The following is a 21,637-nucleotide window of genomic DNA, read 5'->3' on the forward strand; positions in this document are numbered from 1 at the left end:
ACGTCCGCCGATCAGTGCGCCGAGCTCGAGTTCGAGTTGGGCGAGCAGCAGCTACCCTGGGGTCGCGCCGGGCAGGAACTCGACGAGCACGTCGATGTCGCTGTCGTCAGTGAAGTCGTCGCGCAGCACCGAGCCGAACAACGCCAGCCTTCGGACGCCGTGGCGGCGGCAGAAGGTGGCCAGCGCCTCGTCGTCCACGCTCAGGTCAGGCCGAATCCGCATGGCGCCACGATCCCAGAAGTGCGCGGGTGAGGTGGTGCAGCGCGGGGGCGAGGAGGGTGAGGTGGCCGGCGGTGGGGTTCTTGGAGTCGCGGATGCCAACCACGGGCGAACCGTAGGCGTGGGCGATCTCGACACACGCCTCCCCTTCCGTGCTGTGACTGGACTTGCGCCACTGTGCGTGACCAAACTCCATGTGGCGTCTCACTCCTTGTCGTACTCGGCCGCGATTCCTGCCAGGAATTCGCTGGTCTCGGCAGATCCAAGCGCTGCGGTCTTCAGCGTATCGGTCAGAGGCTGAAACGGGTCGGTGTCCTCCGGCTGGTCTAGGAATCCGGACGCCTGCTTGTGCTCGAGGTACACGATGTCCCGCGCCTTGCCGAACTCGAGCAGCACGTACGGGCCATAAAGCGGGTAGCCGCCGCGCTCGAAGGGAATCACTTGCACGGTCACATTGGATAGGTCAGACAACTTGATGATCTTGCGGATCTGATCGGCCATAACCTTACGACCACCGAAAGGGCGACGCAGCACCGACTCATCCATGATCGCGAAGTACCGTGGCGCCTTCTCGCCGGTCAGTACGATCTGCCGGCCAGCGCGAGCCCTGACTCGCGGTTCGGCTTCATCATAGGGGATTCCGCCCCTGTCCATGACCGCACGCATATACGCATGGGTCTGCAGGAGGCCGGGCACGACCAAGGGCTGGAAGTGGGTGATCTGGGTGGCCTGTGACTCGAAGGCCATCAGGGTAGGCAGCTGCTTGGGGAGGGCGCTGCCGCCGATTTCCCACCAGCCGGAGGGTTTGGCCATGCGGACCATCTCGAGGACGCGTTCGCGGGCTACGCCGGTGACACCGTAGACGACGAGGAGCGCCGACACCTCTTCGATGCTGGGCATGCGGGTGCCGAGTTCGGTGCGGTTGAGGCTGGCTGAGGAAATGTTGACCTGCTCGGCGGCCTCCTTGGTGTTCAACTTGGCTTGGCGGCGCAGTTCTTTGAGCTCGGCGGCGAGGGCGCGGGCCCGGGAGGCGCTGGGTTTGTCGGTCATGATTGAATCTCAGCAGCACGCACAGTGGTCGTGCCATTACACGATCGGGTGCTGATTACAGGCTAGGAGATATCTTCCAGCACTGTGAATGTTGCCGGCATGGCAACCGTTACCTACGATTCACTGTCACTGCTGGAACTGGATGAGCGCGGCAAGCTGAAACCGCTCACCGCGGACCAGTGCATGACCATCTTCACCACCTGGGCCAACGACCACCCGTGCGCACGGTTCGCGGTGGTCGTGCTGGCGCCGGACGGCACCGACGGCGAGGTGCTCGGCTGGGGCCTCGCCCACCCCGACCACGTGTTCGTCCACCTCCCCGAGGTCGGCCTCCAAGGCCGCTTCGAGACCGCCGGCAACGTGCTCACGTTGCTCCGCCTCACCATGGACGCCCGCATCATCTGGGTCGACCCGGAGCCCGACCGCTGGCCGGACGAGGGGTGCGATGAATGACGCATTCAGTGCGGCTGTCGCACCGAATGCGTCATTCATCGCACTTAACCCTCAATAGGTGATGGCCACCGCCGGGTCGGCGAGGAGCGCGCCGACGTCGGCGAGGAACTGGGAGCCCTGCTGACCGTCAACCAGGCGGTGGTCGAAGCTCAGCGAGAGCTGGCAGACCTTGCGGACGGCGAGCTGGCCGTCGACCACCCACGGCATGTCACGGATCGCTCCCAGCGCGAGGATGGCCGACTCGCCGGGGTTGATGATCGGTGTGCCGGTGTCCACACCGAACACTCCGACGTTGGTGATGGTGAAGGTGCCGTGGAGCATGTCGGCGGGGGTGGTTTTACCTTCGCGGGCGGTTTCGGTGAGCGTCTCGAGGGCCGCGGCCAGCTCGCCCAGGGACATCCGGTCGGCGTCGCGGATTTTGGGTACCACCAGGCCGCGGGGGGTGGCGGCGGCGATGCCGAGGTGGACGTAGTCCTTGTAGATGATCTCACCGGCCGCCGCGTCGAACACCGCGTTGACGTCCGGGGTTCGTTGGACCGCAAGGCATACGGCCTTGGCGGCGAACGTCAGCGGGGTCAGTTTGACACCGCGGAACCGGGGGTGCTCGCGTAGCCGCGCGCGGAGCTCCAGCATCGGGGTGACGTCGACGGTGAGGAACTCGGTGACGTGCGGTGCGGTGAAGGCGCTCTGCACCATGGCCGCCGCGGTCGCCCTGCGCACGCCCTTGATCGGGACGCGGCGCTCGCGGGTGGCCGGGTCATAACCCTCCACAATGGATACCGGGGCCGGTTGAGCGGCGCGTTCGACGTCCTCGCGGGTGATCACGCCGGAGCTGCCCGAGCCGGACAGCGAGCGCAGGTCCACCCCGAGGTCCCGGGCGAGCTTGCGGACCGGCGGCTTGGCCAGCGGCACGTAGTAGCTGCCCGCGGGCTCCACTAGCTCGGCCGGGGTGTCCGGGACGACCGGCACCTCCTCGACCGGAGGCGGCGCCGGCGTGCGGGCGAACGCGTTCTGCAATGTCGCCGCCGGAACCGTGGAGTCCTTGCGAGGGCGGCGTTTCGCGGCGCCGGACTTCGGGCCGTAGCCCACCAGCGTCGCGGTTCGGCCGTTCTCGCTCGGTTCCTCGACCGCGGCGGTGGGGGCGGCGCCCTGCGGGTCGACGTCGATGGTCAGGATCGGCGAGCCGACCTCGACCGTGTCGCCGGTGGCGGCGTGCAGCTCGGTGACCACGCCGGCCCAGGGGCACGGCAGCTCGACGGCGGCCTTGGCGGTCTCGATCTCCACGATGATCTGGTTGACCTTGACCTCGTCGCCCGGCGCCACGTGCCAGGCCAGGATCTCGGCGTCGACCAGCCCCTCGGCGGTGTCCGGCAAGGGGAACACCTTGTAGTCAGGCATCAGTGAGTTCCCCTTACCAGGCAAGCGAACGGTCGACGGCGTGCAGTACCCGGTCGAGATCCGGCAGGAAGTCCTCCTCCAGCTTCGACGGCGGGTACGGGGTGTCGAACCCGGTCACCCGCAGCACCGGCGCCTCCAGCGAGTAGAAGCACTCCTGCTGCACCCGCGCGGCGATCTCCGAGGACAGCGACGTCTCACCCGGCGCCTCGCTCACCACCACCAGATGCCCGGTCCGGCGCACCGACTCGAACACCGGCGCCAGGTCCAAAGGAGACAGTGCGCGGAGGTCGATCACCTCCAGGGAGCGCCCCTCCTCGGCCGCCGCCGCGGCGGCGTCCAGGCAGGTCTTCACCATCGGTCCATACGCCACAAGCGTTGCCGCGTCGCCGGTCCGTAACACCCGCGAGGCGAACAGCGGCGGCGGCTCGGCGTCGACGTCGAGCTGCCCCTTCTCGTAGTAGCGCCGCTTCGGCTCGAAGAACAGCACCGGGTCGTCGCAGCGGATCGCCTGCTGGATCATCCAGTACGCGTCGACCGCGTTGGAGCAGGAGACCACCTTCAGCCCCGCGGTGTGCGAGAAGTACGACTCCGGCGACTCGGAATGGTGCTCCACCGCGCCGATCCCGCCGCCGAACGGCACCCGGATCACCATCGGCAGCTTGATCCTGCCCTGGCTGCGGAAGTGCATCTTCGCCACCTGCGAGGTGATCTGGTCGAACGCCGGGAAGATGAAGCCCTCGAACTGGATCTCGCACACCGGCCGGTAGCCGCGGATGGCCAACCCCACCGCGGTGCCGACGATGCCGGACTCGGCCAGCGGCGTGTCCAGCACCCGGTGCTCGCCGAAGTCCTTCTGCAGCCCGTCGGTGATCCGGAAGACGCCGCCGAGCTTGCCGACGTCCTCGCCCATGATGATCACCTTGGGGTCGGCCTCCATCGCCGCCCGCAGGCCCAGGTTGAGCCCCTTGCCCAGGGTCACGGTCTGCGTCGCCGACGCCGCGCCGGCGGTCTTGTTCATGACCGGAGTGGCCATCAGTGCTCACCTCCCGCGAAACCCGCGGCGTACTCCAGGAACGCGTCGCGCTGGGCGTCCAGCTGCGGGCTCGGCTCGGCGTAGACGTTGCGGAACATCCGTTCCAGCGGCGGATCCGGCATGTTCACGCAGAACTCGCGCAGTTCCGCGGCGAGCTGGTCGGCGTCGGCCTGCACCGAGTCGAGGAAGTCCTGGTCGGCGTCGCCGTGCCGGACCAGGTGCACCCGGACCCGCTCGATCGGGTCCTTGAGCTTCCACGCCTCCAACTCGTCGGACAGCCGGTACCGGGTCGGGTCGTCGGTCGTGGTGTGCGCGTCCATCCGGTACGTGTACGCCTCGATCAGCACCGGCCCGTTGCCGTGCCGGCACTCGTCCAGCGCCCACCGGGACACCGCGAGCGAGGCCAGCACGTCGTTGCCGTCCACCCGCACGCCGGGGAAGCCGTAGCCGCGGGCCCGCTGGTACAACGGCAGCCGGCTCTGCCGCTCGGTCGGCTCGGAGATGGCCCACTGGTTGTTCTGGCAGAAGAACACCAGCGGCGCGTCGTACACCGAGGCCCAGACGAAACCCTCGTGCACGTCGCCCTGCGAGGTCGCGCCGTCGCCGAAGAAGACCATCGTGGCTTCCCCGTCGTCGTCGCCCACCTTTCCGTCGAACCGTTGGCCCATCGCGTATCCGGCCGCGTTGAGCACCTGGTTGCCGATCACGATCACGTACAGGTGGAAGCGTTTCCCGATCGGATCCCAGGATCCGTTGTCGGTGCCGCGGAAGATCCCCAGCAGCTCCTCCGGCCGGACCCCGCGGCACCAGGCCACGCCGTGCTCGCGGTAGCTGGGGAACGCCATGTCCTGCGGCTTCAGCGCTCTGCCGGCGCCGATCTGGGCGGCCTCCTGACCGAGCAGCGGCACCCAGATGCCGAGCTGGCCCTGGCGCTGCAATGCGTTGCACTCCCGGTCGGCCCGGCGCACCAGCACCATGTCGCGGTAGAGCCCGCGCAGGTCCTCGGCGGTGACGTCGGCGACATACCGGTCGAACTCCGGGTTCTCGACCCGTTCACCTTCGGGCGTGAGGAGCTGTACCAGCTCCGCGCCGCCCTCGCTCGTGGCACGCAAACCCGCGATCACCTGCTCTGCCGTAGGGGTGGCAGCGGTGGCGGCGGGTGCTTCCCCGGGTTCCGGGTGCGTCCACTGTTCTGGGGACGACATGCGCGTTTCTCCTTGGTGTCGGTGCCGCTTCGGTCACTTGTGGCGACTGTCACGGCCGCGCCGCCGGATGCCACCGCCTCGGGTGGTAGGCGGTCGGTCAGCCGTCGACGCTGACGGTTCTCACCGTCCATCCTGACACGAGCGCACCCCCTCTTGTGAGTCCGCCTGGTGAGATTGTTTCCCTGTCGTAGCGCGCTGAACTGGGAAAACAGTAGGACAACAGACGGTCGGTTCTCCTAGAGAGGCACTGGAGGGGATGCGTGAGTGATCGACAACGGGGCGTGAACAGGGCTGCTCAGCAGGCCCGGAGCCGGGCATCCAAAGCATGGGAGGATCGTCGGGTGGACACCACGACGTTGCACAAGGACGTGACGCGGGCCTGGGACGCGGAGATCCTGCCGAACCTCGCCGACTACGTCACCATTCCCGCTCTCTCGCCGGCCTTCGACGCCAACTGGGCGAGCTCCGGGCACCTCGACCGGGCCGTCGAGCACCTGCGTGCCTGGCTGGCGTCGCGGGAGATCCCGGGAGCCGAGATCGAGATCATCCGGCTGCCCGGGCTGACCCCGTTGCTGGTCATGGACGTGCCGGCCAGCGACGGCGTGCCGGCCGAAGCGGGGACCGTGCTGCTGTACGGGCATCTGGACAAGCAGCCGCCGTTCGGCGAATGGTCCGACGGGTTGGGGCCGTGGACGCCGGTGCTGCGGGACGGCCGGCTGTACGGCCGGGGCACGGTCGACGACGGTTACTCGGGGTACATGGCCACGGCGGCGATCGAAGCGGTGCGGGCCGGAGGCGGGGCGCACGCGCGGTGCGTCGTGGTGCTGGAGACGTCGGAGGAATCGGGGAGCCCGGACCTGCCGGCGTACCTGACGCACCTGAAGGCGCGGCTGGGCGAGGTGTCCCTGGTGGTGTGCCTGGACTCCGGCGGCGACGACTACGAGCGCCTCTGGCTGACGACGTCGCTGCGCGGGCTGGTATCGGCCGACGTGACCGTGCGGGTGCTGGAGAGCGGGCTGCACTCCGGGATGGCCAGCGGGGTGGTGCCGAGCTCGTTCCGGGTGTTCCGGGCGTTGCTGGACCGGCTGGAGGACGCGGCGACCGGACAGGTGCTGCTGCCGGAGATGAACGTGGCGATCCCGGCCGAACGCGAGGCCGAGGCGCGCGCGGTGGCGGTGTCCGTGCCGGGCATGGTGCGGAACACGTTCAGCACGCCGGACGGCGTCGGGCTGATGCACGACGACGAGGCCGAGCTGCTGCTCAACGCCTCGTGGCGGCCGACGCTCTCGGTGATCGGCGCGGACGGCTTCCCCGCGCTCGCCGACGCGGGCAACGTGCTGCGGCCGTACACCACGCTGAAGCTCAGCTTCCGGCTGCCGCCGACCGCGGACTCCGGGCGGGCGCTGGAGGCGCTGCGCACCGCCGTCACCACGGACGTGCCGCACGGCGCCCGGGTCTCCTTCGGGCTGTTCGAAGCCGCCGACGGGTGGAACGCCCCTGCCCTGGCCCCCTGGCTTCAGTCCACTATGGACTCACTGAGCGAGTCGGTGTTCGGCGCGCCCTGGCGCTCGATCGGGATCGGCGGCTCGATCCCGTTCATGGCCATGCTCGCCGAGACCTACCCGGCCGCGCAGTTCGTCGTCACCGGCGCCGCCGGCCCGGACAGCAACGCGCACGTCCCCGACGAGTGGCTCAACATCAACCACGCGGTCCGGATCACCGAGTCGGTCGCCCACATCCTGGACGCGCACGCCCGGAGCTAGCAGTCCGCCACTCCGGATTTGACTGCTGTCGTTACGTTCCAGCTGACAGTGCGGTTATCGGGTCGATTGTGGCTGGCTGCCGTCACGGTCCCCTGAGGTTCTGTTGGCAGGCCCGATTTGCCCTAGTCGACGCAGAGGCAGAACGGGTGATCCGCCGGGTCGAGGAACACCCGGAAGCTGTCCGGGCTTGGCTGCACGTCGGCCTTGCGCGCGCCCAGCTCGAGCGCCTGGTTCTCGGCGACGTCCAGGTCGTCGACCATCAGGTCGAGATGAAACTGTTGCGGGTGCTCGGGATCCGGCCAGCGCGGCGGGCGGTAGTCGGCGGCTCGCTGGAAGCCGATCCGGATCGGCCCGCCGTCCGACAGCACCGTCCAGCCGTCCTCCTCGTCGTACCCGGCGTAGATGATCTCCCAGCCCAGCAGGTCGCGGTAGAACTCGGCGAGCACCTGGGTGTCGGGGCAGTCCAGCACGACCGAACGCATCCGCCCGATGGAGGTCATGATCCATGCTCGCCCCTCGCGCGGGGTTCCGGCAACCGGGTATACCAGTCCCGCACGGGCCGGGGTGGGGTTGGGTGAGTGGGGTAGGCGCCACCAGACTGGGGGGGTGAGTGAGCAGGCGGAGCTGGGTCGGCTGGCGGAGTCGGGGACGGCGGAGTCCTCGTGGCGGTTGTGGGGGCCGTACTTGGCGGGGCGCCAATGGGGGACGGTGCGTGAGGACTACTCGGGGAACGGAGACGCCTGGGGGTACTTCTCGTTTGACCAGGCACGATCGCGCGCGTACCGGTGGGGAGAAGACGGGATCGCCGGGATCTGTGACCGGCACGGGTTCCTGAACCTGGCGGTGGCGCTGTGGAACGGAAAGGACGAGATCCTCAAGGAGCGGCTGTTCGGGGTGACGAACGGCGAGGGGAACCACGGGGAGGACGTCAAGGAGCACTGGTGGGTGCTGGACGGGACGCCGACGCATTCCTGGATGCGGGTGCTGTACCGGTATCCGCAGGCGGCGTTTCCGTACCGGGAGCTGCGCGCGCTGGCGGCCGAGGCGCGGCGGGACGAGCGCGAGCCGAAGCTGGCGGACAGCGGGGTGCTCGGTGAGAACCGGTTCTTCGACGTCACGGTGACGTACGCGAAGGCGGCGCCGGACGACATCTGCGTGGAGATCAGCGCGGTGAACCAGGGGCCGGACCCCGCGCCGCTGCACCTGCTGCCGCAGTTGTGGTTCCGGAACACCTGGTCGTGGGGCCGGGACGCGCGGCGGCCGGCGCTGATCGCGTCGACGGCGGACCGCTGGACCCGGGTGCTGGCCGAGCACTCCCGGCTCGGGCGGTACACGCTGCATGTCAGCGGGGACCCGACGATGCTCGTCACCGACAACGAGAGCGACGAGATGGTGCTCTTCGGGCGGGCGGCGAACGCGAGCCGGTACACCAAGTCGGGGATCGACAACCACGTGGTGAACGGGGTGGCGGCCGCGTGCCAGGTGGTGACGCCCGGGACGGCGTCGCAGCCGGGGACGAAGGCCGCGGCGTGGTACCGGTTCGACGCGGTGCCGCCGGGCGGCGAGGTGACCGTGCAGCTGCGGCTGATCGCCGGGTCGGGGCACGGGCGGGCGTTCGGCCGCACGTTCAAGTCGACGATGAAGGACCGGCGCAAGGAAGCCGAGGAGTTCTACCAGGACCTGCCCATGCCGGCGAACCCGGAGGAGAACCGGGTGGTCCGCCGGGCCCTGGCCGGCCTGATGTGGACGAAGCAGTTGTACCGGTTCCGGGTCCGGCACTGGCTGGACGGCGACCCGGCCAGCCCGCCGGTGCCCCCGGAGCGCCGCGGGCCGCAGGGGCGCAACGTGCACTGGCGGCACCTCGACGTCGCCGACGTGCTGTCGATGCCGGACGAGTGGGAGTACCCGTGGTTCGCCGCCTGGGACGTGGCCTTCCACATGCTGCCGTTCGCGCTCGTCGATCCGGCGTTCGCCAAGGAGCAACTGCTGTTGCTGTGCCGCGAATGGATGATGCACCCGAACGGCCAGCTGCCGGCGTACGAGTGGTCGTTCGGGGACGTGAACCCGCCGGTGCACGCCTGGGCGAGCCTGCAGGTGTACCGGGCGGAGGAGCAGCGCACCGGGTTCGGCGACCGGGTGTTCCTGGCCCGCGTGTTCCACAAGCTCCTGCTCAACTTCTCCTGGTGGGTGAACAACAAGGACGCCGACGGCAACTACCTGTTCGAGGGTGGCTTCCTCGGCATGGACAACATCGGGCCGGTGAACCGGTCCGCGCGGCTGCCCGAGGGGTGGTGGTTCGAGCAGTCCGACGCCACCTCGTGGATGGCCACGTACGCGTTGCACCTCATGCAGATCGCGCTGGAGCTGGCCCGGGAGGACGAGGCGTACGAGGACGTGGCGACGAAGTTCGTCGAGCACTTCCTCGGCATCGCCCAGGCCTCCGCGCGGTTCGGGTCGGCGTCGCGCGGGATCTGGGACGAGCGCGACGGGTTCTGCTACGACCTGGTGTCCCGGCACACCCCCGACGGCGGAGTGGAGTCGCAGCCGGTGCGGGTGCGGTCCATGGTCGGCCTGATCCCGGTGCTCGCCGCGGCCACGCTGGAGCCGTGGGTGTTCGACGAGCTGCCGCACTTCGCCGAGCGGCTCAACTACCTGCTGCGCCACCAACCGGAATTCGGCCAGTTCATCACCTGGCAGACCGGTATCAAAGGCAAGCGCCGCGCTCTACTGTCTCTTTTGGACGAAGACAAGGTGCGCCGGGTGCTCGCGTGCATGCTCGACGAGTCGGAGTTCCTGTCCCCGTACGGGATCCGGTCGATGTCGGCGGCGCACCGGGACGGCCTGGCGGTGGAGATCGCCGGCGAGCACCACGGCGTCGGCTACGAACCGGGCGAGTCGCGCACCCCGATGTTCGGCGGCAACTCAAACTGGCGCGGCCCGATCTGGTTCCCCACCAACGCACTGCTCGTTGAGGCGCTCCACGGGCTCGACGGCTTCCACGGCGGCGAGTTCGAGGTGGAGCTGCCCACCGGCTCCGGCCGGCACGTTCCGCTCGGGGCGGTGGCCGCGGACCTGTCCCGCCGGCTCGCCTCGCTGTTCCTGCCCGGCCCGGACGGCCACCGCCCCGCCGACGGCAAACGCGTCGAGGCCAGCGAGAACCCCCTGTGGTCGGAGCACATCACGTTCAACGAGTACTTCGACGGGGACACCGGCGAGGGCCTCGGCGCCGCGCACCAGACCGGCTGGACCGCGCTGGTCGCGGTCCTCCTCACGGGCTGGCCTGGGATGCGATGAAAGCGTCCTTCCTCGCACTGGACGTGAGGAAAGACGCATTCATCGCATTAGCCGACCCCGTGGCCGCTGCCGGCGTCCCAGCCGGACGGCAGGTGTGCGCCGCCCTCGGCCCGGTGCGCCACGTACTCGTCCACGTCCGGCACCTCGCCGACCTCCGCGTGCGTGGGGTCGAGGACGCGGCGCAGGAACGTCTGGGTGCGCGGATGCTCGGGCGAGCCGATCACCTTGTCCGGCAGGCCCTGCTCGACGATCACGCCGCCGTCCATGAACACCACGTGGTCGGCCACCTCGCGGGCGAAGCTCATCTCGTGCGTGACCACGAGCATGGTCATGCCGTCCTCGGCCAGCGAGCGCATCACCGCCAGCACGTCCCCGACCAGCTCGGGGTCCAGGGCCGAGGTCGGCTCGTCGAACAGCATCAGGTCGGGGTCCATGGACAGCGACCGGGCGATCGCCACCCGCTGCTGCTGCCCGCCGGAGAGCTGCGCCGGGTACGCCGACGCCTTCTCCGCGATGCCCACCTTCTCCAGGTTCTGCATGGCGAGCTGGTTGGCCCGGGTCCGGCCGCGCTTGAGCACCCGGCGCTGCGCGATCGTGACGTTCTCCAGCGCGGTCAGGTGCGGGAACAGGTTGAACTGCTGGAACACCATGCCGATCCGGCGGCGCACGGCGTCGATGTCCACGTCCGGGTCGGTGACCTCCACCCCGTTCACGATCACCTGCCCACTGGTGGGCTCCTCGAGCAGGTTCACGCACCGCAGCAGCGTCGACTTGCCCGAGCCGGACGGCCCGATGACGCACACCACCTGCCCGGTCTCCACGGTGAAGTCGATGCCGCGCAACACTTCCAGCGGCCCGAACGACTTGTGCAGCTCGCTGATCACCACGGCGGACGTCATGGTCACCGTCCCTTCGCCTGGCGCGCCTCGAGCCGGCGCACGAGGATGCCGAGCGGCACGGTGATCAGCAGGTACGCCGCGCCGGCGACGATGAACGGGGTGGAGTCCGCGGTCCGGATCGCCACGTCCGAGCCGAGCTTGGTCACCTCGACCTCCTCGGCCACCACGCCGATCGCGGAGACCAGCGAGGAGTCCTTGAACAGCACGATCAGCTCGTTGGTCAGCGGCGGGATGACCACCCGGACCGCCTGCGGGATGACGATGCTGATCATCGCCCGGGGCCGGGACATGCCCAGCGACCGGGCCGCCTCCATCTGCCCGCGCGGGATGGCCTGGATGCCGGCGCGCAGCGTCTCCGCGAGGTACGCGGCCGCCACCAGCCCGAGCCCGACCGCGCCCTGGCCGTAGTGCCCGAACGGGAACTCCAGGCCGGGAAAGGCGACCGGCAGGCCGAACGCGATCAGCAGCAGCACCAGCAGCAGCGGCAGGCCGCGGAAGATCTCGATGTAGATGAGCGCGGCCCAGCGGTACGGCGCCACCGAGGAGAGCCGCATCAGCGCCAGGATCATGCCGAGCACGAACCCGAACGCGTACCCGGTGAGCGCGTAGATGATCGTGTTCTTCAACGCGATCGTGAACACCTCGGGCAGCATCTCCTCGGCCCCGCCCGGGTCGAAGAAATGCTCCTGGATGTCCCCCCAGTTGATGCTGACCGCCACGACGACGATCACCGCGACGAAGATCACATACTGGATGCCCAGAGTGATCCGGCGTCGCTTGCGCGGGCTGAGCCGCCGGGTCCCGCCGGAGCCGGAGGTGGCTTCGGCGGGGCCCGACGGCCCGGTGGTCGTGGTTGCCATGACGGGTTACTGGACGGGCGGGAGTTGCTTCGGGTCGGAGCCGATCCACTGCTTGTAGATCTTGGCCCAGGTGCCGTCCTTGATCGCCGCGGTGAGCGTGTCGTTGATCAGCTTGAGCAGCTCGGGGTTGCCGCCCTTCTTCACCGCGAAGCCGTACTGGTCGCCGTTGGTGATCTCGTCACCCTTCTCGAAGGCGGCGGAGATCTCGGCCTTCTTGAGCCACGAGTTGACCGTGGGCAGGTCCTGGAACGCGGCGTCCACCTGGTTGGACTGCAGCGCCAGCAGCTGCTTGCCGGCGTCGTCGTACTCGGTGGCGCTCAGCCCCTTGGCCTTGGCGTAGTCCAGGCTGGTGGTGCCGGTCTGCACGCCCAGCTTGAGGTTCTTCGACTTGACGTCCTCGACGGTCTTCAGCCCGGAGCCCTTCTTAGAGATCAGCACCAGGATCTCGGGGAAGTACGGGTTGGAGAAGTCCAGGTTCGCCTTGCGCTCGTCGGTGATCGTCATGCCGGCGGCGGCGACGTCGCAGCTGCCCGAGTTGAGCGAGGCACCGCTCTTGATCAGGTCGAACTTGACGTCGAGGATGCTCTGCTCGACCCCCATCTTCTTGGCCACGAGGTCGATCATGTCGACGTCGAAGCCCACCACCTTGCCGCCCTCGTTGAACTGGAACGGCGGGTACTCCAGGCTCGTGCAGGTGGTGAGCTTGCCGGCCTTGACCGTCTTGATGTTCGGCACGCCGGGCTGGGCGGACGGTGGGTTGGACGATCCGCTGTCGCTCTTGCCGCACGCGGTGAGCACCAGGCCAACGGTGACGGCGGCCACGGCGATGCGGTGGAGCGGGCTGTGACTCACGGTGTACTCCTTACCATTCGGGCATTTCGGCCCCAGGACAGCCGTGCAGATCATTCAGGCTGCCACTTCACTGGTCAACCCGTGTGGGCGGGGGTGTGCCGGGCCGTTGAATGACCGAAACACAACGGCAACCGGCTGCGATCACGCGCACTGCGAGCAACTCAGATGGAACCTTGCGTAGTCGACACGGGTGAGATTATCTGGGCTCGTCGCCGGGGTGTGTGGGAAGAGGTCGTGATGGAACCGGAGCTGACCGAGCGGGCGCTCGACCCGCTCGAGGAGTACCCGCCGACCTGGGCCTACCTGGACGCCGCCGAGGTGCTGAAGCAGGTGCTCGACCGGGAGTCCGGTGCGATGCAGCGGCTGTGGCGGCGGCCGAGCGTGGGGCCGGTGCTCACGGTGTCCGACCGCTACCTGATCGGCCCGCTGGACCTCCGCGCGGTGGAGTATCCGTACCTGCTGGAGTTCGTCCGCTGCCGGTTCGAGCAGCCTCCGGACCTGCGCCAGGCCAAGCTCGGCGGCTGCGAGTTCAGCGCGTGCTGGCTGCCCGGGCTCCAGGGCCGGAACCTCAACTGTGCCAACGATCTGAGCCTGGTGGCCGGCACCGTGGTGGACGGCACGGTGGACCTGACCGACGGCGACATCGACGGCTCCCTGGTGCTGCTCGACGCCACGCTGAACAACCCCGGCGGGCGCACCCTGCACGCCGACCGGCTGCACCTCGCCGGCGCGCTGCTCGGCGGCCGGATGGTGTCCAACGGCGAGCTGCGCGTCCCCGGCCTGACCACCGGCGGCAACGTGAACCTGACCGGTGCCGTGCTGAACAACCCCCGGGGTTTCTCGATCAACGGCCCGGCCCTGCACATCGGCGGGAACATGCACCTCACCGGTGACTCGGCCACCCGCTTCCGCTCGGTCGGCCGGTTGTTCCTGCGCGGCGCCCGGGTGGACGGCGACTTCTCCCTGCGCGGGGCGGAGTTGACGCCGCCGCGGGACGAGCCCCCGCTGCCCGCCCCGGTGAACGAGCGGTTCTTCGACCCGGAGGCCACGCTGATCGCCGACCAGATCCGGGTGTCCGGCAACCTGGACGCGGACCGCAACTTCACCAGCACCGGGACGCTGCGCATCGTCAACGCCTACGTGGGCGGCTCGGTGCGGCTGACCGCGGCGCGGATCGACCTGTCCGGCGGCACCGACCCGTTCGACGAGCTGGTCAGCCGGCACAGCACGCCGCCGTACCCGCACCGTTCGCTGCACCTGGACGGCACCGAGATCGGCGGCGGGATCGACGCCCGGGAGGCGCGGTTCGCCGGCCAGGTCCGGATGGTGGACGTCACCGCGAAGGGCAGCGTGATCTTCGATGACGCGATCATCAGCCACCCCAACGGGGACGCCGTCGAGGGCCGGCGGTTCAGCACCGGCGGCAACCTCGACGCCCGGAAGGTCGTCGTGTTCGGCTCGATCCTGCTGGCCAGCGCGAAAATCGGGGCCAACGTGGATCTCGGCGGCAGCCGGCTGGTGAGCCCGGGCCACTACCGGGACGGCAACCGCAAGCCGTCGGTCAACCTCCGGGACGCCGCGATCGGCCGCGACCTCATCTGCGCGACCCGGCAGGGCCGGTCGTTCTCGGCGCACGGTGAGATCCGGATCATGCGGGCCGAGATCGGGCGGGAGACCAACTTCACCGGCGCCGAGCTGGGTTCCGGACCGAGCAAGACCGTGCTCAACCTGTTCCGGCTGACCACCCAGGACCTACGGCTGGAGGTCGGCGTCCCGCCCCGCGGCCGGATCAACCTGCGGCATGCCCGGTGCTACTCCCTGGCCGACAACGAGAAGTTCTGGGACTCCGAGGGCCGCATCGACCTCGACGACTTCCGCTACGACGCGCTGGCCGTGCCGATCGACCTCGAAGACGACGCGCAGGTCAAGGTGCGGCTGCGGTGGCTGCGGCACGGCATGCGCGACGAGTACCGGCCCGGCCCGTACGACCTGTTCGCCACGATGCTCCGGGCCAGCGGAAACGACGAGCACGCCTCGACGGTGCTGCTGGAGAAGCAGCGCTGGCGTTACGTCGCGCTGGCCGAGGGCTACCGGGTGCTCGGCCCGGTGGTGCGGCTGTGGAGCTGGTCGCAGCTCTTGATCGTCGGCTACGGGTACCGCCCGATGCGCGCGCTGTCCTGGCTGATCACCTGCTTCACCCTGGGCACCGTGTGGTTCCTGGCGCATCCCGCGCCGATCCCGGTCTCCGTCGACGACCAGCACCTGGTCTGGAACGCGCCGCTCTACACCCTGGACCTGATGGTCCCGATCGTGGACTTCGGCTACAGCCACCGGTGGTCGTTCACCGGCGCCTCCCAGTGGATCTCCGCCGCGCTGGTCGCCGCCGGCTGGATCCTCGCCACCACCGTCGCCGCCGGCGTCACCCGGATGCTTCGGCGCACGTCAAGCTAGCGCTGAGCACCGCCGGCTACCGTGTCCGGCATGACCGATCCCAGCGCCACGGCCACCATCGAGATCGCCGCGCCGGCCGAGAAGATCTACGCGCTGGTCACCGATCTGCCCCGGATGGACAAGCTGGCCGAGGAGAACCGCGGCGGCCGCTGGCTCCGCGGCGCCACCGGGCCGGCCGTCGGCGCGAAGTTCCGCGGCACCAACCGAAACGGCTCGCGCACCTGGTGCACCACCGCCCGGGTCACCGACCTGGACCCCGGCCACCGCTTCGGCTTCGACGTCACGGTCATGCGCGGCGTCATCCCCATCGCCCGCTGGGAATACACCATCGAGCAGAACGGCACCGGCTGCCGCGTCACCGAAAGCACCTGGGACCGCCGCCCCCACTGGTTCCGCCCCATCAGCGAGTTCCGCACCGGCACCACCAACCGCGCCCACCGCAACCAACGCCACATCCAACGCACCCTCGAACGCCTCAAAACCACCGCCGAGGCCTCCTGACACTCCAGGTCGGACCAGCTGAGGGACCATGTGACAAGCTGGGGCCAGGAGGAACGCGATGCTGACCAGACTCGAGGTCGATGGGTTCAAGAACCTGGTCGGCGTGAAGATCGACTTTGGCGCCTTCACCTGTATCGCCGGTGAGAACGGAACCGGGAAGTCGAACGTCTTCGACGCCATCCAGTTCTTGAGCCTGCTTGCCGATCGCTCGCTGCTCGACGCCGCGCAAGAAGTGCGAGGAATTCATGGTGAGCGGACCGGTGATCCTCGCGACTTGTTCTGGAACGGCTATGCAGTCGAACAGCCGCGAGTTCGATTTGTAGCGGAGATGATAGTTCCGAGTGAGGTCGAAGACGATTTCGGGCGGCCAGCCGTTCCGACGATCACGTTCCTTCGATATGAGCTCGCGCTGGGCTACCAACCTCCTGGCGGCTCGGAGAAAATCGGTCGGCTCATGCTGCTCGAGGAGAGCCTCCATCACATAAATCTCGGGGACGCACCTCGGCGCATTCGATTCCCGCACAGTGTGAGCAAATTCCGCAAGACGGTCCTCAAAGGACACCGAAGCGGTAGGGCCTTCATTTCAACGACCGTCGAGGATGGGCAACCGATCATCCGTATCCACCAGGACGGTGGGAGTCGCGGCCAACCGAAGCCGTCCGCTGCGTTCCGCGCACCGGCGACGGTCGTCAGCACCGTGACCGGAGCCGACGACCCGACAATATTGGCCGCACGGCGTGAGATGCAGTCGTGGCGGCGGCTCGCACTCGAACCATCGGCGCTTCGGACCTCCGATCGTTACGTTGACCCGCGCGTGATGGACGTCAACGGCCGGCATCTCCCGGCGACGTTGTTCCGCGTGGCCTTGCGCACCGGACCGGAGGGGTCGCCGGACCCCGAGGGGGTCTACGCCAGGGTGACCGGGCGGCTGGCCGACCTCGCCGGCGTCCGGGTGCGGAGCCTCCGCGTTCAGGAGGACGACACCAGAGAGCTGCTGACCATCCAGCTCCAGGAGGCCAGCGGCCTCGAACTCCCGGCTCGAAGCCTGTCGGAAGGCACTCTGCGGTTCCTTGCGCTGTGCGTGCTGCTCGAGGACCCGACGGTGACCGGCTTGATCTGCATGGAGGAGCCGGAAAATGGAATACATCCAGCGAACCTCGAAGCGATGGTTCGGCTGGTGGAGGATCTCGCCGTTGACCCGCAATATGAACCCGATCAGGACAACCCGTTCCGCCAGGTGATCATTAACACCCACTCACCGGGCATCGTACGGCTGGTCGATCCGGATGATCTGCTGTTCGCGGACACCGCGTTCCGAGAAGCACCAGACGGCACAATGGCTCACACCCTACGGCTCAGGCCAATGGCTGGCACTTGGCGCGCCAAGCAGCCAGGCGAGGTGCCGGTCACGAAACTCGATATTTTGCCGTATCTGACGACACCTCCAAACGCTCAAACGAGCTTGGAGTCCGCGTGATCGTTCGCGCCTTGTTCCTCGGTGAGGGCACCAGCGACAACGGTATCGTTCCGCAGATCGAGAATTTGGCGGCAAGCCTCAGCATTGAGATCGCGGTCACGAGCCCCGATCTTAGCCGGCTGCTCAAGCCTCCAGGCCGAGCGATCGAGGACAAGCTACGAGCGGCAGTGGAAAAGGGGGGTCGCTACGACCTGATTATCGTGCACCGCGACGCCGATCGCGACGGACGAGACGCCAGGCTGCTCGAGATCACAAATGCAGTCCGGAAGGTCACGCCAGACACCGACTACACAGCCGTGATTCCGGTTCGAATGACCGAAGCTTGGCTACTCACCGATGAGCGCGAACTCCGCCAGGTAGCCGGTAACCCGCGTGGAACGATTTGTCTCAACTTGCCCGAACCGGCCAGAGTTGAGTCGATACCGGACCCGAAGCGAGTGCTCAAGGAAACGCTTGGCATAGCCTCTGGTCTGTCCGGACGTAAGCTCGACAAGTTTCATGATCGATTCAGCCAGCATCGGAGGCAGTTGCTGGAGCGCCTCGACCCCAGGGGCCGGGTCGAGCTCGTCACCTCCTGGCGGTGCTTCGTGACCGATCTCGAACTCGGGTTGAAGTCAGCGGCCGCCAAGCTGGCGTGACTGCTGGTGCGGCGACAGCCTCGCCTGCGAGCGGGCGGATTATGACGCCGGTTGTCGATTAATTTGCGCAGGTAATTAGCGGTCCCGTGGCGCTTCCCTTTGTGGGGCCGGCGAACGAGGATGCCGTTTCATGCGGTACGTGACCAGAGCCCTTGTCCTGTCCGGCCTGCTCGCCCTCGCCGGCGGGGGGGTGAGCGTGCCGGCGGTGTCCGCGGCGCCGGCCACCGGGATGGGGCAGGTGTTCATGGTCAACCCGGTGCAGTCCTCGGGGAACCAGAACCTGGTGGATGACAAGGACTCGGCGACCGCGGTGCCGGCGTCGCAGTACGTCCTCGTGCCGCTGCGGAACCTGGACGGGTCCGGCACGCTCACCGGGCGCTGGGTCAACGTCGTCGCCGAGACCGGCACGCCGGCCCGGGCGCCGGACGGGCGGTTCGTCTACGACCGGCACTCCGACCAGTTCGAGCAGGTGATGGCGTACTTCTGGGTCAACCAGGCGCAGGAGTACCTGCAGTCGCTGGGTTTCGGCAGCGCGCTGCCCGCGGTGAACGCCGAGTCGCAGGACGTGCGGACCAACCAGTGGGGCCTGGACAACTCGTTCTCCTGGGACAAGCACGACCTGATCAGGCTCGGCAAGGGCGGGGTGGACGACGCCGAGGACGGCGAGGTGATCGTGCACGAGTACGGCCACGCGGTGCACGACGCGCAGGTGCCCGGGTTCGGCTCGTCGCTGGAGGCCGGCTCGATCGGTGAGGCGTGGGGCGACTACCTGGCGGTGACCGTCGGCCTGGCCGCGGCCGCGCAGTACGGCTGGCCGGTGCGCACGCCCGCGGCGTGCGTGGCGGACTGGGACTCGGTGAGCTACACCTCGACCACGCCGCACTGCCTGCGCCGGGTGGACACGAACAAGACCTACGCCGACCGGGTCGGCGAGGTGCACGCGGACGGCGAGATCTGGTCGCGGGCACTGTGGGACATCCGCACCGCCCTGGGCGCCGCCACCGCGGACCGGATCATCGTCGACGCGCAGTTCCGGTTCGCGCCGGACACCTCGTTCCACGACGCCGCGGTGGCCACGATCGCGACCGCGCAGCAGCTGGCCGGCACCGCCGCGGCGAACACCGTGCGGTCCGCGTTCGCCGCCCGCGCGATCCCGGGGATCTAACACACACGTCGCAGCACCGGGATCGAAGCCCGATACCATGCCTCGGTGCCGGAACTGAAGCTCGAGATCACGATGCTGCACGACCGTGTGTTGGTGCGGCTCACCCCGGAGGAGGGGGAACGGCGCAGTACCGGCGGCATCGTCATCCCCGCGACGGCGCAGGTGGCCCGGCGCCTGGCCTGGGGTGACGTGCTCGGCGTCGGCATCAACGTACGCCATGTCAAGGTGGGCGACCGGGTGCTGTTCAACCCCGAGGACCAGCTCGAAGTCGAGGTCCAGGGCAGCGCCTACCTGGTGATGCGCGAACGCGACCTGCACGCCCTGGCCAGCGAGCGCACCGAGCACGGAACCGGTTTATACCTCTAGGGAGACTGTTGTGGGGCAACACCAGTGGCCCGAGACGCACGCCGAGCAGACCGACGTACTCCCCCCGATCCTGGTGCCACCCCGCTCCGCGCCGGCCGATCCTTACGGCTACCCGGCGGGGACCCTCTACGGCTACCCGGCGGACGGTCCCGGCGCCCCCGAACCACCGGAGGAACCTGAGCCGGGGTCGCGCCGGTCGCTGCGCCGCGCGGGGTTCATCGGCGGTGCCCTCCTCGGCGTGCTGGTCCTGCTGTACGTGGTGGACCTGCTGATCAGCAGCGGCAACCTGCCGCGCGGGGTGACCGTGGCCGGGGTCGAGGTGGGCGGGATGTCCCGGACCGAGGCCGAACAGGCACTGCGCCGCGAGCTCGAACCGCGCCTGCGCCAACCGGTCCAGCTGCGGGTCGGCGACGCCACCGAGACGCTGGACCCGGCGCGGGCCGGGCTCCGGCTGGACTGGACCGCGACGCTGGACCGCGCCGGCGCCCAGCCGCTGAACCCGTTCACCCGGCTGACCTCGTTCTTCGGCACGCGTGAGCTGGGCGTGGTGACGAGCCCCGACAACTCCGCGCTCGTCGCGGCCGTCGAGGCGCTCCGGGTCAAGACCAACCGCGAGCCGGTGGCCGGCGGCATCCGCTTCGACGGCACCAATCCCGTTGTGGTTGAGCCAAAGAGCGGCCGAGCGCTGGACGTCGACGCGGCCCGCCGGCTGATCGTGGACCGCTGGGCCGACGGCGGGACCCTCGAGCTGCCGGTCCGCGACACCCCGGTGCCGACCACCGCCGACGCGGTGCGCGCCGCGGTCGAGCAGATCGCGAGACCCGCCGTGTCCGGTCCGGTGACCGTGCACGGCGAGGGCAAGGACGCCACGCTCGAGCCGGCCGCCATCGCCGCGTCGCTGATCTTCGAACCGGACGGCCACGGCAGCCTGACCGCCAAGCTGGACCAGGCCAAGGTGGTCGGCGCCGTGCAGCCGCAGCTGGCCAGCACGGAGAAGGAGGGCAAGGACGCGGCCGTCGTGTTCGACGGCGGCAAGCCGACCGTGCAGCCGTCCCAGGACGGCAGGGCGGTCAACTGGGACGCCAGCTTCGGCGGGCTGCTGGACGTGCTCAAGCAGTCCACCGGCCGGGAGGTGAAGGCGCAGTACACCACCAAGCCGGCCAAGGTGACCACGGAAGCGGCCAAGGGGCTCGGCATCAACGAGGTGATCGGCGAGTTCACCACCGGCGGGTTCGCCGTCGACTCCGGGCAGAACATCCGGACCGTGGCCAAGAAGGTGAACGGCGCCATCGTCAAACCCGGGGAAACGTTCAGCCTCAACGGTTTCACCGGCCCGCGCACGGCCGCGCAGGGCTACGTCGAGGCCGGCATCATCAAGGACGGCGCGCCCTCCCGCGAGGTCGGCGGCGGCATCTCCCAGTTCGCCACCACGCTCTACAACGCCTCGTACTTCGCCGGCATGAAGGACGCCGGGCACAAGGAGCACAGCTACTACATCAGCCGCTACCCGGCCGCCCGCGAGGCGACCGTGTTCCAGAACCCCGACGGCAGCAGTGTGATCGACATCAAGTTCACCAACGACGCGCCGACCGGCGTGGCCATCCAGACGATCTGGACGGCCTCGAGCATCACCGTGAAGATCTGGGGCACCAAGCGCTACGTCGTCGAGTCGATCACCGGGCCGCGGACCGACCCGGTCAACCCGGTGGAGAAGCCCGGACCGGCACAGAACTGCAAGCCCACCAACGGAATCCCGGGCTTCACCACCACGGACACCCGGGTGATCAAGGACCTGTCCGGCAAGGAGATCCGGCGCAGCACCCGCACCGTGCACTACAACGCGCAGCCGAAGATCCTCTGCCCGCCACCGGCCTAGGCGCTGGTGCGCGCCTTCGGGTAGACGGCCGCGGCCACCATCACCGCCAGCACGGCGGCGATGACCTGGAAGATGTGCCGCCACCAGTCGAACCCGCCGGTGTACCGGACGCCGACCCAGGTCGCGACCAGGTTGCC

Annotated in this window: 20 protein-coding genes; 10 read left to right on the forward strand and 10 right to left on the reverse strand. The window is 68.8% G+C overall.

All coding sequences use genetic code 11. The annotated features are described in order from the left end of the window. Positions 1 to 51: 51 nt before the first annotated feature. The 3 genes from VGR06_RS24505 to VGR06_RS24515 are packed head-to-tail and all read right to left on the reverse strand — an operon-like array spanning position 52 to position 1,269. On the reverse strand, positions 52 to 222 hold the full coding sequence (locus VGR06_RS24505) for a nucleotidyltransferase domain-containing protein (RefSeq protein ID WP_327561463.1): 171 nt from the start codon (positions 220 to 222) through the stop codon (positions 52 to 54). Further along, the gene (locus tag VGR06_RS24510; protein WP_327561464.1) at positions 206 to 415 is read right to left on the reverse strand and encodes a DUF397 domain-containing protein; all 210 of its coding nucleotides are present in this window, start codon (positions 413 to 415) and stop codon (positions 206 to 208) included. Before VGR06_RS24510 ends, VGR06_RS24505 begins: the two co-directional genes overlap by 17 nt. Positions 416 to 423: 8 nt before the next feature. Next, the gene (locus tag VGR06_RS24515) at positions 424 to 1,269 is read right to left on the reverse strand and encodes a helix-turn-helix transcriptional regulator (RefSeq protein WP_327561465.1); all 846 of its coding nucleotides are present in this window, start codon (positions 1,267 to 1,269) and stop codon (positions 424 to 426) included. Positions 1,270 to 1,368: 99 nt separating this feature from the next. On the opposite strand from VGR06_RS24515, the gene VGR06_RS24520 reads away from it, so the two are divergent. After that, positions 1,369 to 1,722, forward strand: a complete 354-nt coding sequence (locus tag VGR06_RS24520) for a hypothetical protein (RefSeq protein WP_327561466.1) — start codon at positions 1,369 to 1,371, stop codon at positions 1,720 to 1,722. 51 nt (positions 1,723 to 1,773) lie between these two features. On the opposite strand, the gene VGR06_RS24525 is transcribed toward VGR06_RS24520, so the two are convergent. From VGR06_RS24525 to pdhA, 3 genes are read right to left on the reverse strand one after another with little or no spacing between them, the layout of a single operon-like run. Next, positions 1,774 to 3,120, reverse strand: a complete 1,347-nt coding sequence (locus VGR06_RS24525) for a dihydrolipoamide acetyltransferase family protein (protein WP_327561467.1) — start codon at positions 3,118 to 3,120, stop codon at positions 1,774 to 1,776. A 13-nt stretch (positions 3,121 to 3,133) separates the two neighbouring features. After that, positions 3,134 to 4,153 (reverse strand): alpha-ketoacid dehydrogenase subunit beta, encoded by a 1,020-nt coding sequence (locus tag VGR06_RS24530; protein WP_327561468.1) that lies wholly within the window; start codon positions 4,151 to 4,153, stop codon positions 3,134 to 3,136. Then, the gene (pdhA, locus tag VGR06_RS24535; protein ID WP_327561469.1) at positions 4,153 to 5,358 is read right to left on the reverse strand and encodes a pyruvate dehydrogenase (acetyl-transferring) E1 component subunit alpha; all 1,206 of its coding nucleotides are present in this window, start codon (positions 5,356 to 5,358) and stop codon (positions 4,153 to 4,155) included. The genes VGR06_RS24530 and pdhA overlap by 1 nt, the downstream gene beginning before the upstream one ends. A gap of 341 nt (positions 5,359 to 5,699) precedes the next feature. On the opposite strand from pdhA, the gene VGR06_RS24540 reads away from it, so the two are divergent. Continuing rightward, a complete protein-coding gene (locus VGR06_RS24540) occupies positions 5,700 to 7,121 on the forward strand; it encodes a M20/M25/M40 family metallo-hydrolase (protein WP_327561470.1) in 1,422 nt (473 codons plus the stop codon). 122 nt (positions 7,122 to 7,243) lie between these two features. Here VGR06_RS24540 and VGR06_RS24545 read toward each other — a convergent pair whose 3' ends face one another. Beyond that, complete coding sequence (locus VGR06_RS24545) at positions 7,244 to 7,621, reverse strand: VOC family protein (protein WP_327561471.1); 378 nt, start codon at positions 7,619 to 7,621, stop codon at positions 7,244 to 7,246. A 106-nt stretch (positions 7,622 to 7,727) separates the two neighbouring features. Here VGR06_RS24545 and VGR06_RS24550 point away from each other — a divergent pair, with 106 nt between their 5' ends. Then, the gene (locus VGR06_RS24550; protein ID WP_327561472.1) at positions 7,728 to 10,415 is read left to right on the forward strand and encodes an MGH1-like glycoside hydrolase domain-containing protein; all 2,688 of its coding nucleotides are present in this window, start codon (positions 7,728 to 7,730) and stop codon (positions 10,413 to 10,415) included. Positions 10,416 to 10,462: 47 nt separating this feature from the next. Here the strand turns inward: VGR06_RS24550 and VGR06_RS24555 are convergent, their stop codons facing one another. The 3 genes from VGR06_RS24555 to VGR06_RS24565 are packed head-to-tail and all read right to left on the reverse strand — an operon-like array spanning position 10,463 to position 13,026. Beyond that, a complete protein-coding gene (locus VGR06_RS24555) occupies positions 10,463 to 11,314 on the reverse strand; it encodes an amino acid ABC transporter ATP-binding protein (RefSeq protein WP_327561473.1) in 852 nt (283 codons plus the stop codon). 2 nt (positions 11,315 to 11,316) lie between these two features. Continuing rightward, on the reverse strand, positions 11,317 to 12,174 hold the full coding sequence (locus VGR06_RS24560) for an amino acid ABC transporter permease (RefSeq protein ID WP_327561474.1): 858 nt from the start codon (positions 12,172 to 12,174) through the stop codon (positions 11,317 to 11,319). Positions 12,175 to 12,180: 6 nt separating this feature from the next. Further along, on the reverse strand, positions 12,181 to 13,026 hold the full coding sequence (locus VGR06_RS24565; RefSeq protein WP_327561475.1) for an ABC transporter substrate-binding protein: 846 nt from the start codon (positions 13,024 to 13,026) through the stop codon (positions 12,181 to 12,183). Positions 13,027 to 13,263: 237 nt separating this feature from the next. Between VGR06_RS24565 and VGR06_RS24570 the strand changes: the two genes are divergently transcribed. The 7 genes from VGR06_RS24570 (at position 13,264) to VGR06_RS24600 (ending at position 21,500) form a co-directional block, all read left to right on the forward strand. Beyond that, positions 13,264 to 15,477, forward strand: coding sequence for a hypothetical protein (locus VGR06_RS24570; RefSeq protein ID WP_327561476.1), 2,214 nt, complete (start codon positions 13,264 to 13,266; stop codon positions 15,475 to 15,477). Positions 15,478 to 15,507: 30 nt separating this feature from the next. After that, entirely contained in the window at positions 15,508 to 15,978 is a 471-nt protein-coding gene (locus VGR06_RS24575) for an SRPBCC family protein (protein ID WP_327561477.1), read from the forward strand. Between the two features lie 58 nt (positions 15,979 to 16,036). Continuing rightward, the gene (locus VGR06_RS24580; RefSeq protein WP_327561478.1) at positions 16,037 to 17,455 is read left to right on the forward strand and encodes an AAA family ATPase; all 1,419 of its coding nucleotides are present in this window, start codon (positions 16,037 to 16,039) and stop codon (positions 17,453 to 17,455) included. Then, positions 17,452 to 18,093, forward strand: a complete 642-nt coding sequence (locus VGR06_RS24585; protein ID WP_327561479.1) for a hypothetical protein — start codon at positions 17,452 to 17,454, stop codon at positions 18,091 to 18,093. The genes VGR06_RS24580 and VGR06_RS24585 overlap by 4 nt, the downstream gene beginning before the upstream one ends. Before the next feature lie 139 nt (positions 18,094 to 18,232). Next, on the forward strand, positions 18,233 to 19,258 hold the full coding sequence (locus VGR06_RS24590) for a M36 family metallopeptidase (protein WP_327561480.1): 1,026 nt from the start codon (positions 18,233 to 18,235) through the stop codon (positions 19,256 to 19,258). A gap of 72 nt (positions 19,259 to 19,330) precedes the next feature. Next, positions 19,331 to 19,624, forward strand: a complete 294-nt coding sequence (locus VGR06_RS24595; RefSeq protein ID WP_327561482.1) for a co-chaperone GroES — start codon at positions 19,331 to 19,333, stop codon at positions 19,622 to 19,624. 10 nt (positions 19,625 to 19,634) lie between these two features. Continuing rightward, a complete protein-coding gene (locus VGR06_RS24600) occupies positions 19,635 to 21,500 on the forward strand; it encodes a VanW family protein (RefSeq protein ID WP_327561481.1) in 1,866 nt (621 codons plus the stop codon). Positions 21,501 to 21,637 lie beyond the last annotated feature (137 nt).

The organism is Actinophytocola sp. (assembly GCF_036002505.1).
GTDB lineage: Bacteria > Actinomycetota > Actinomycetes > Mycobacteriales > Pseudonocardiaceae > DASYTH01.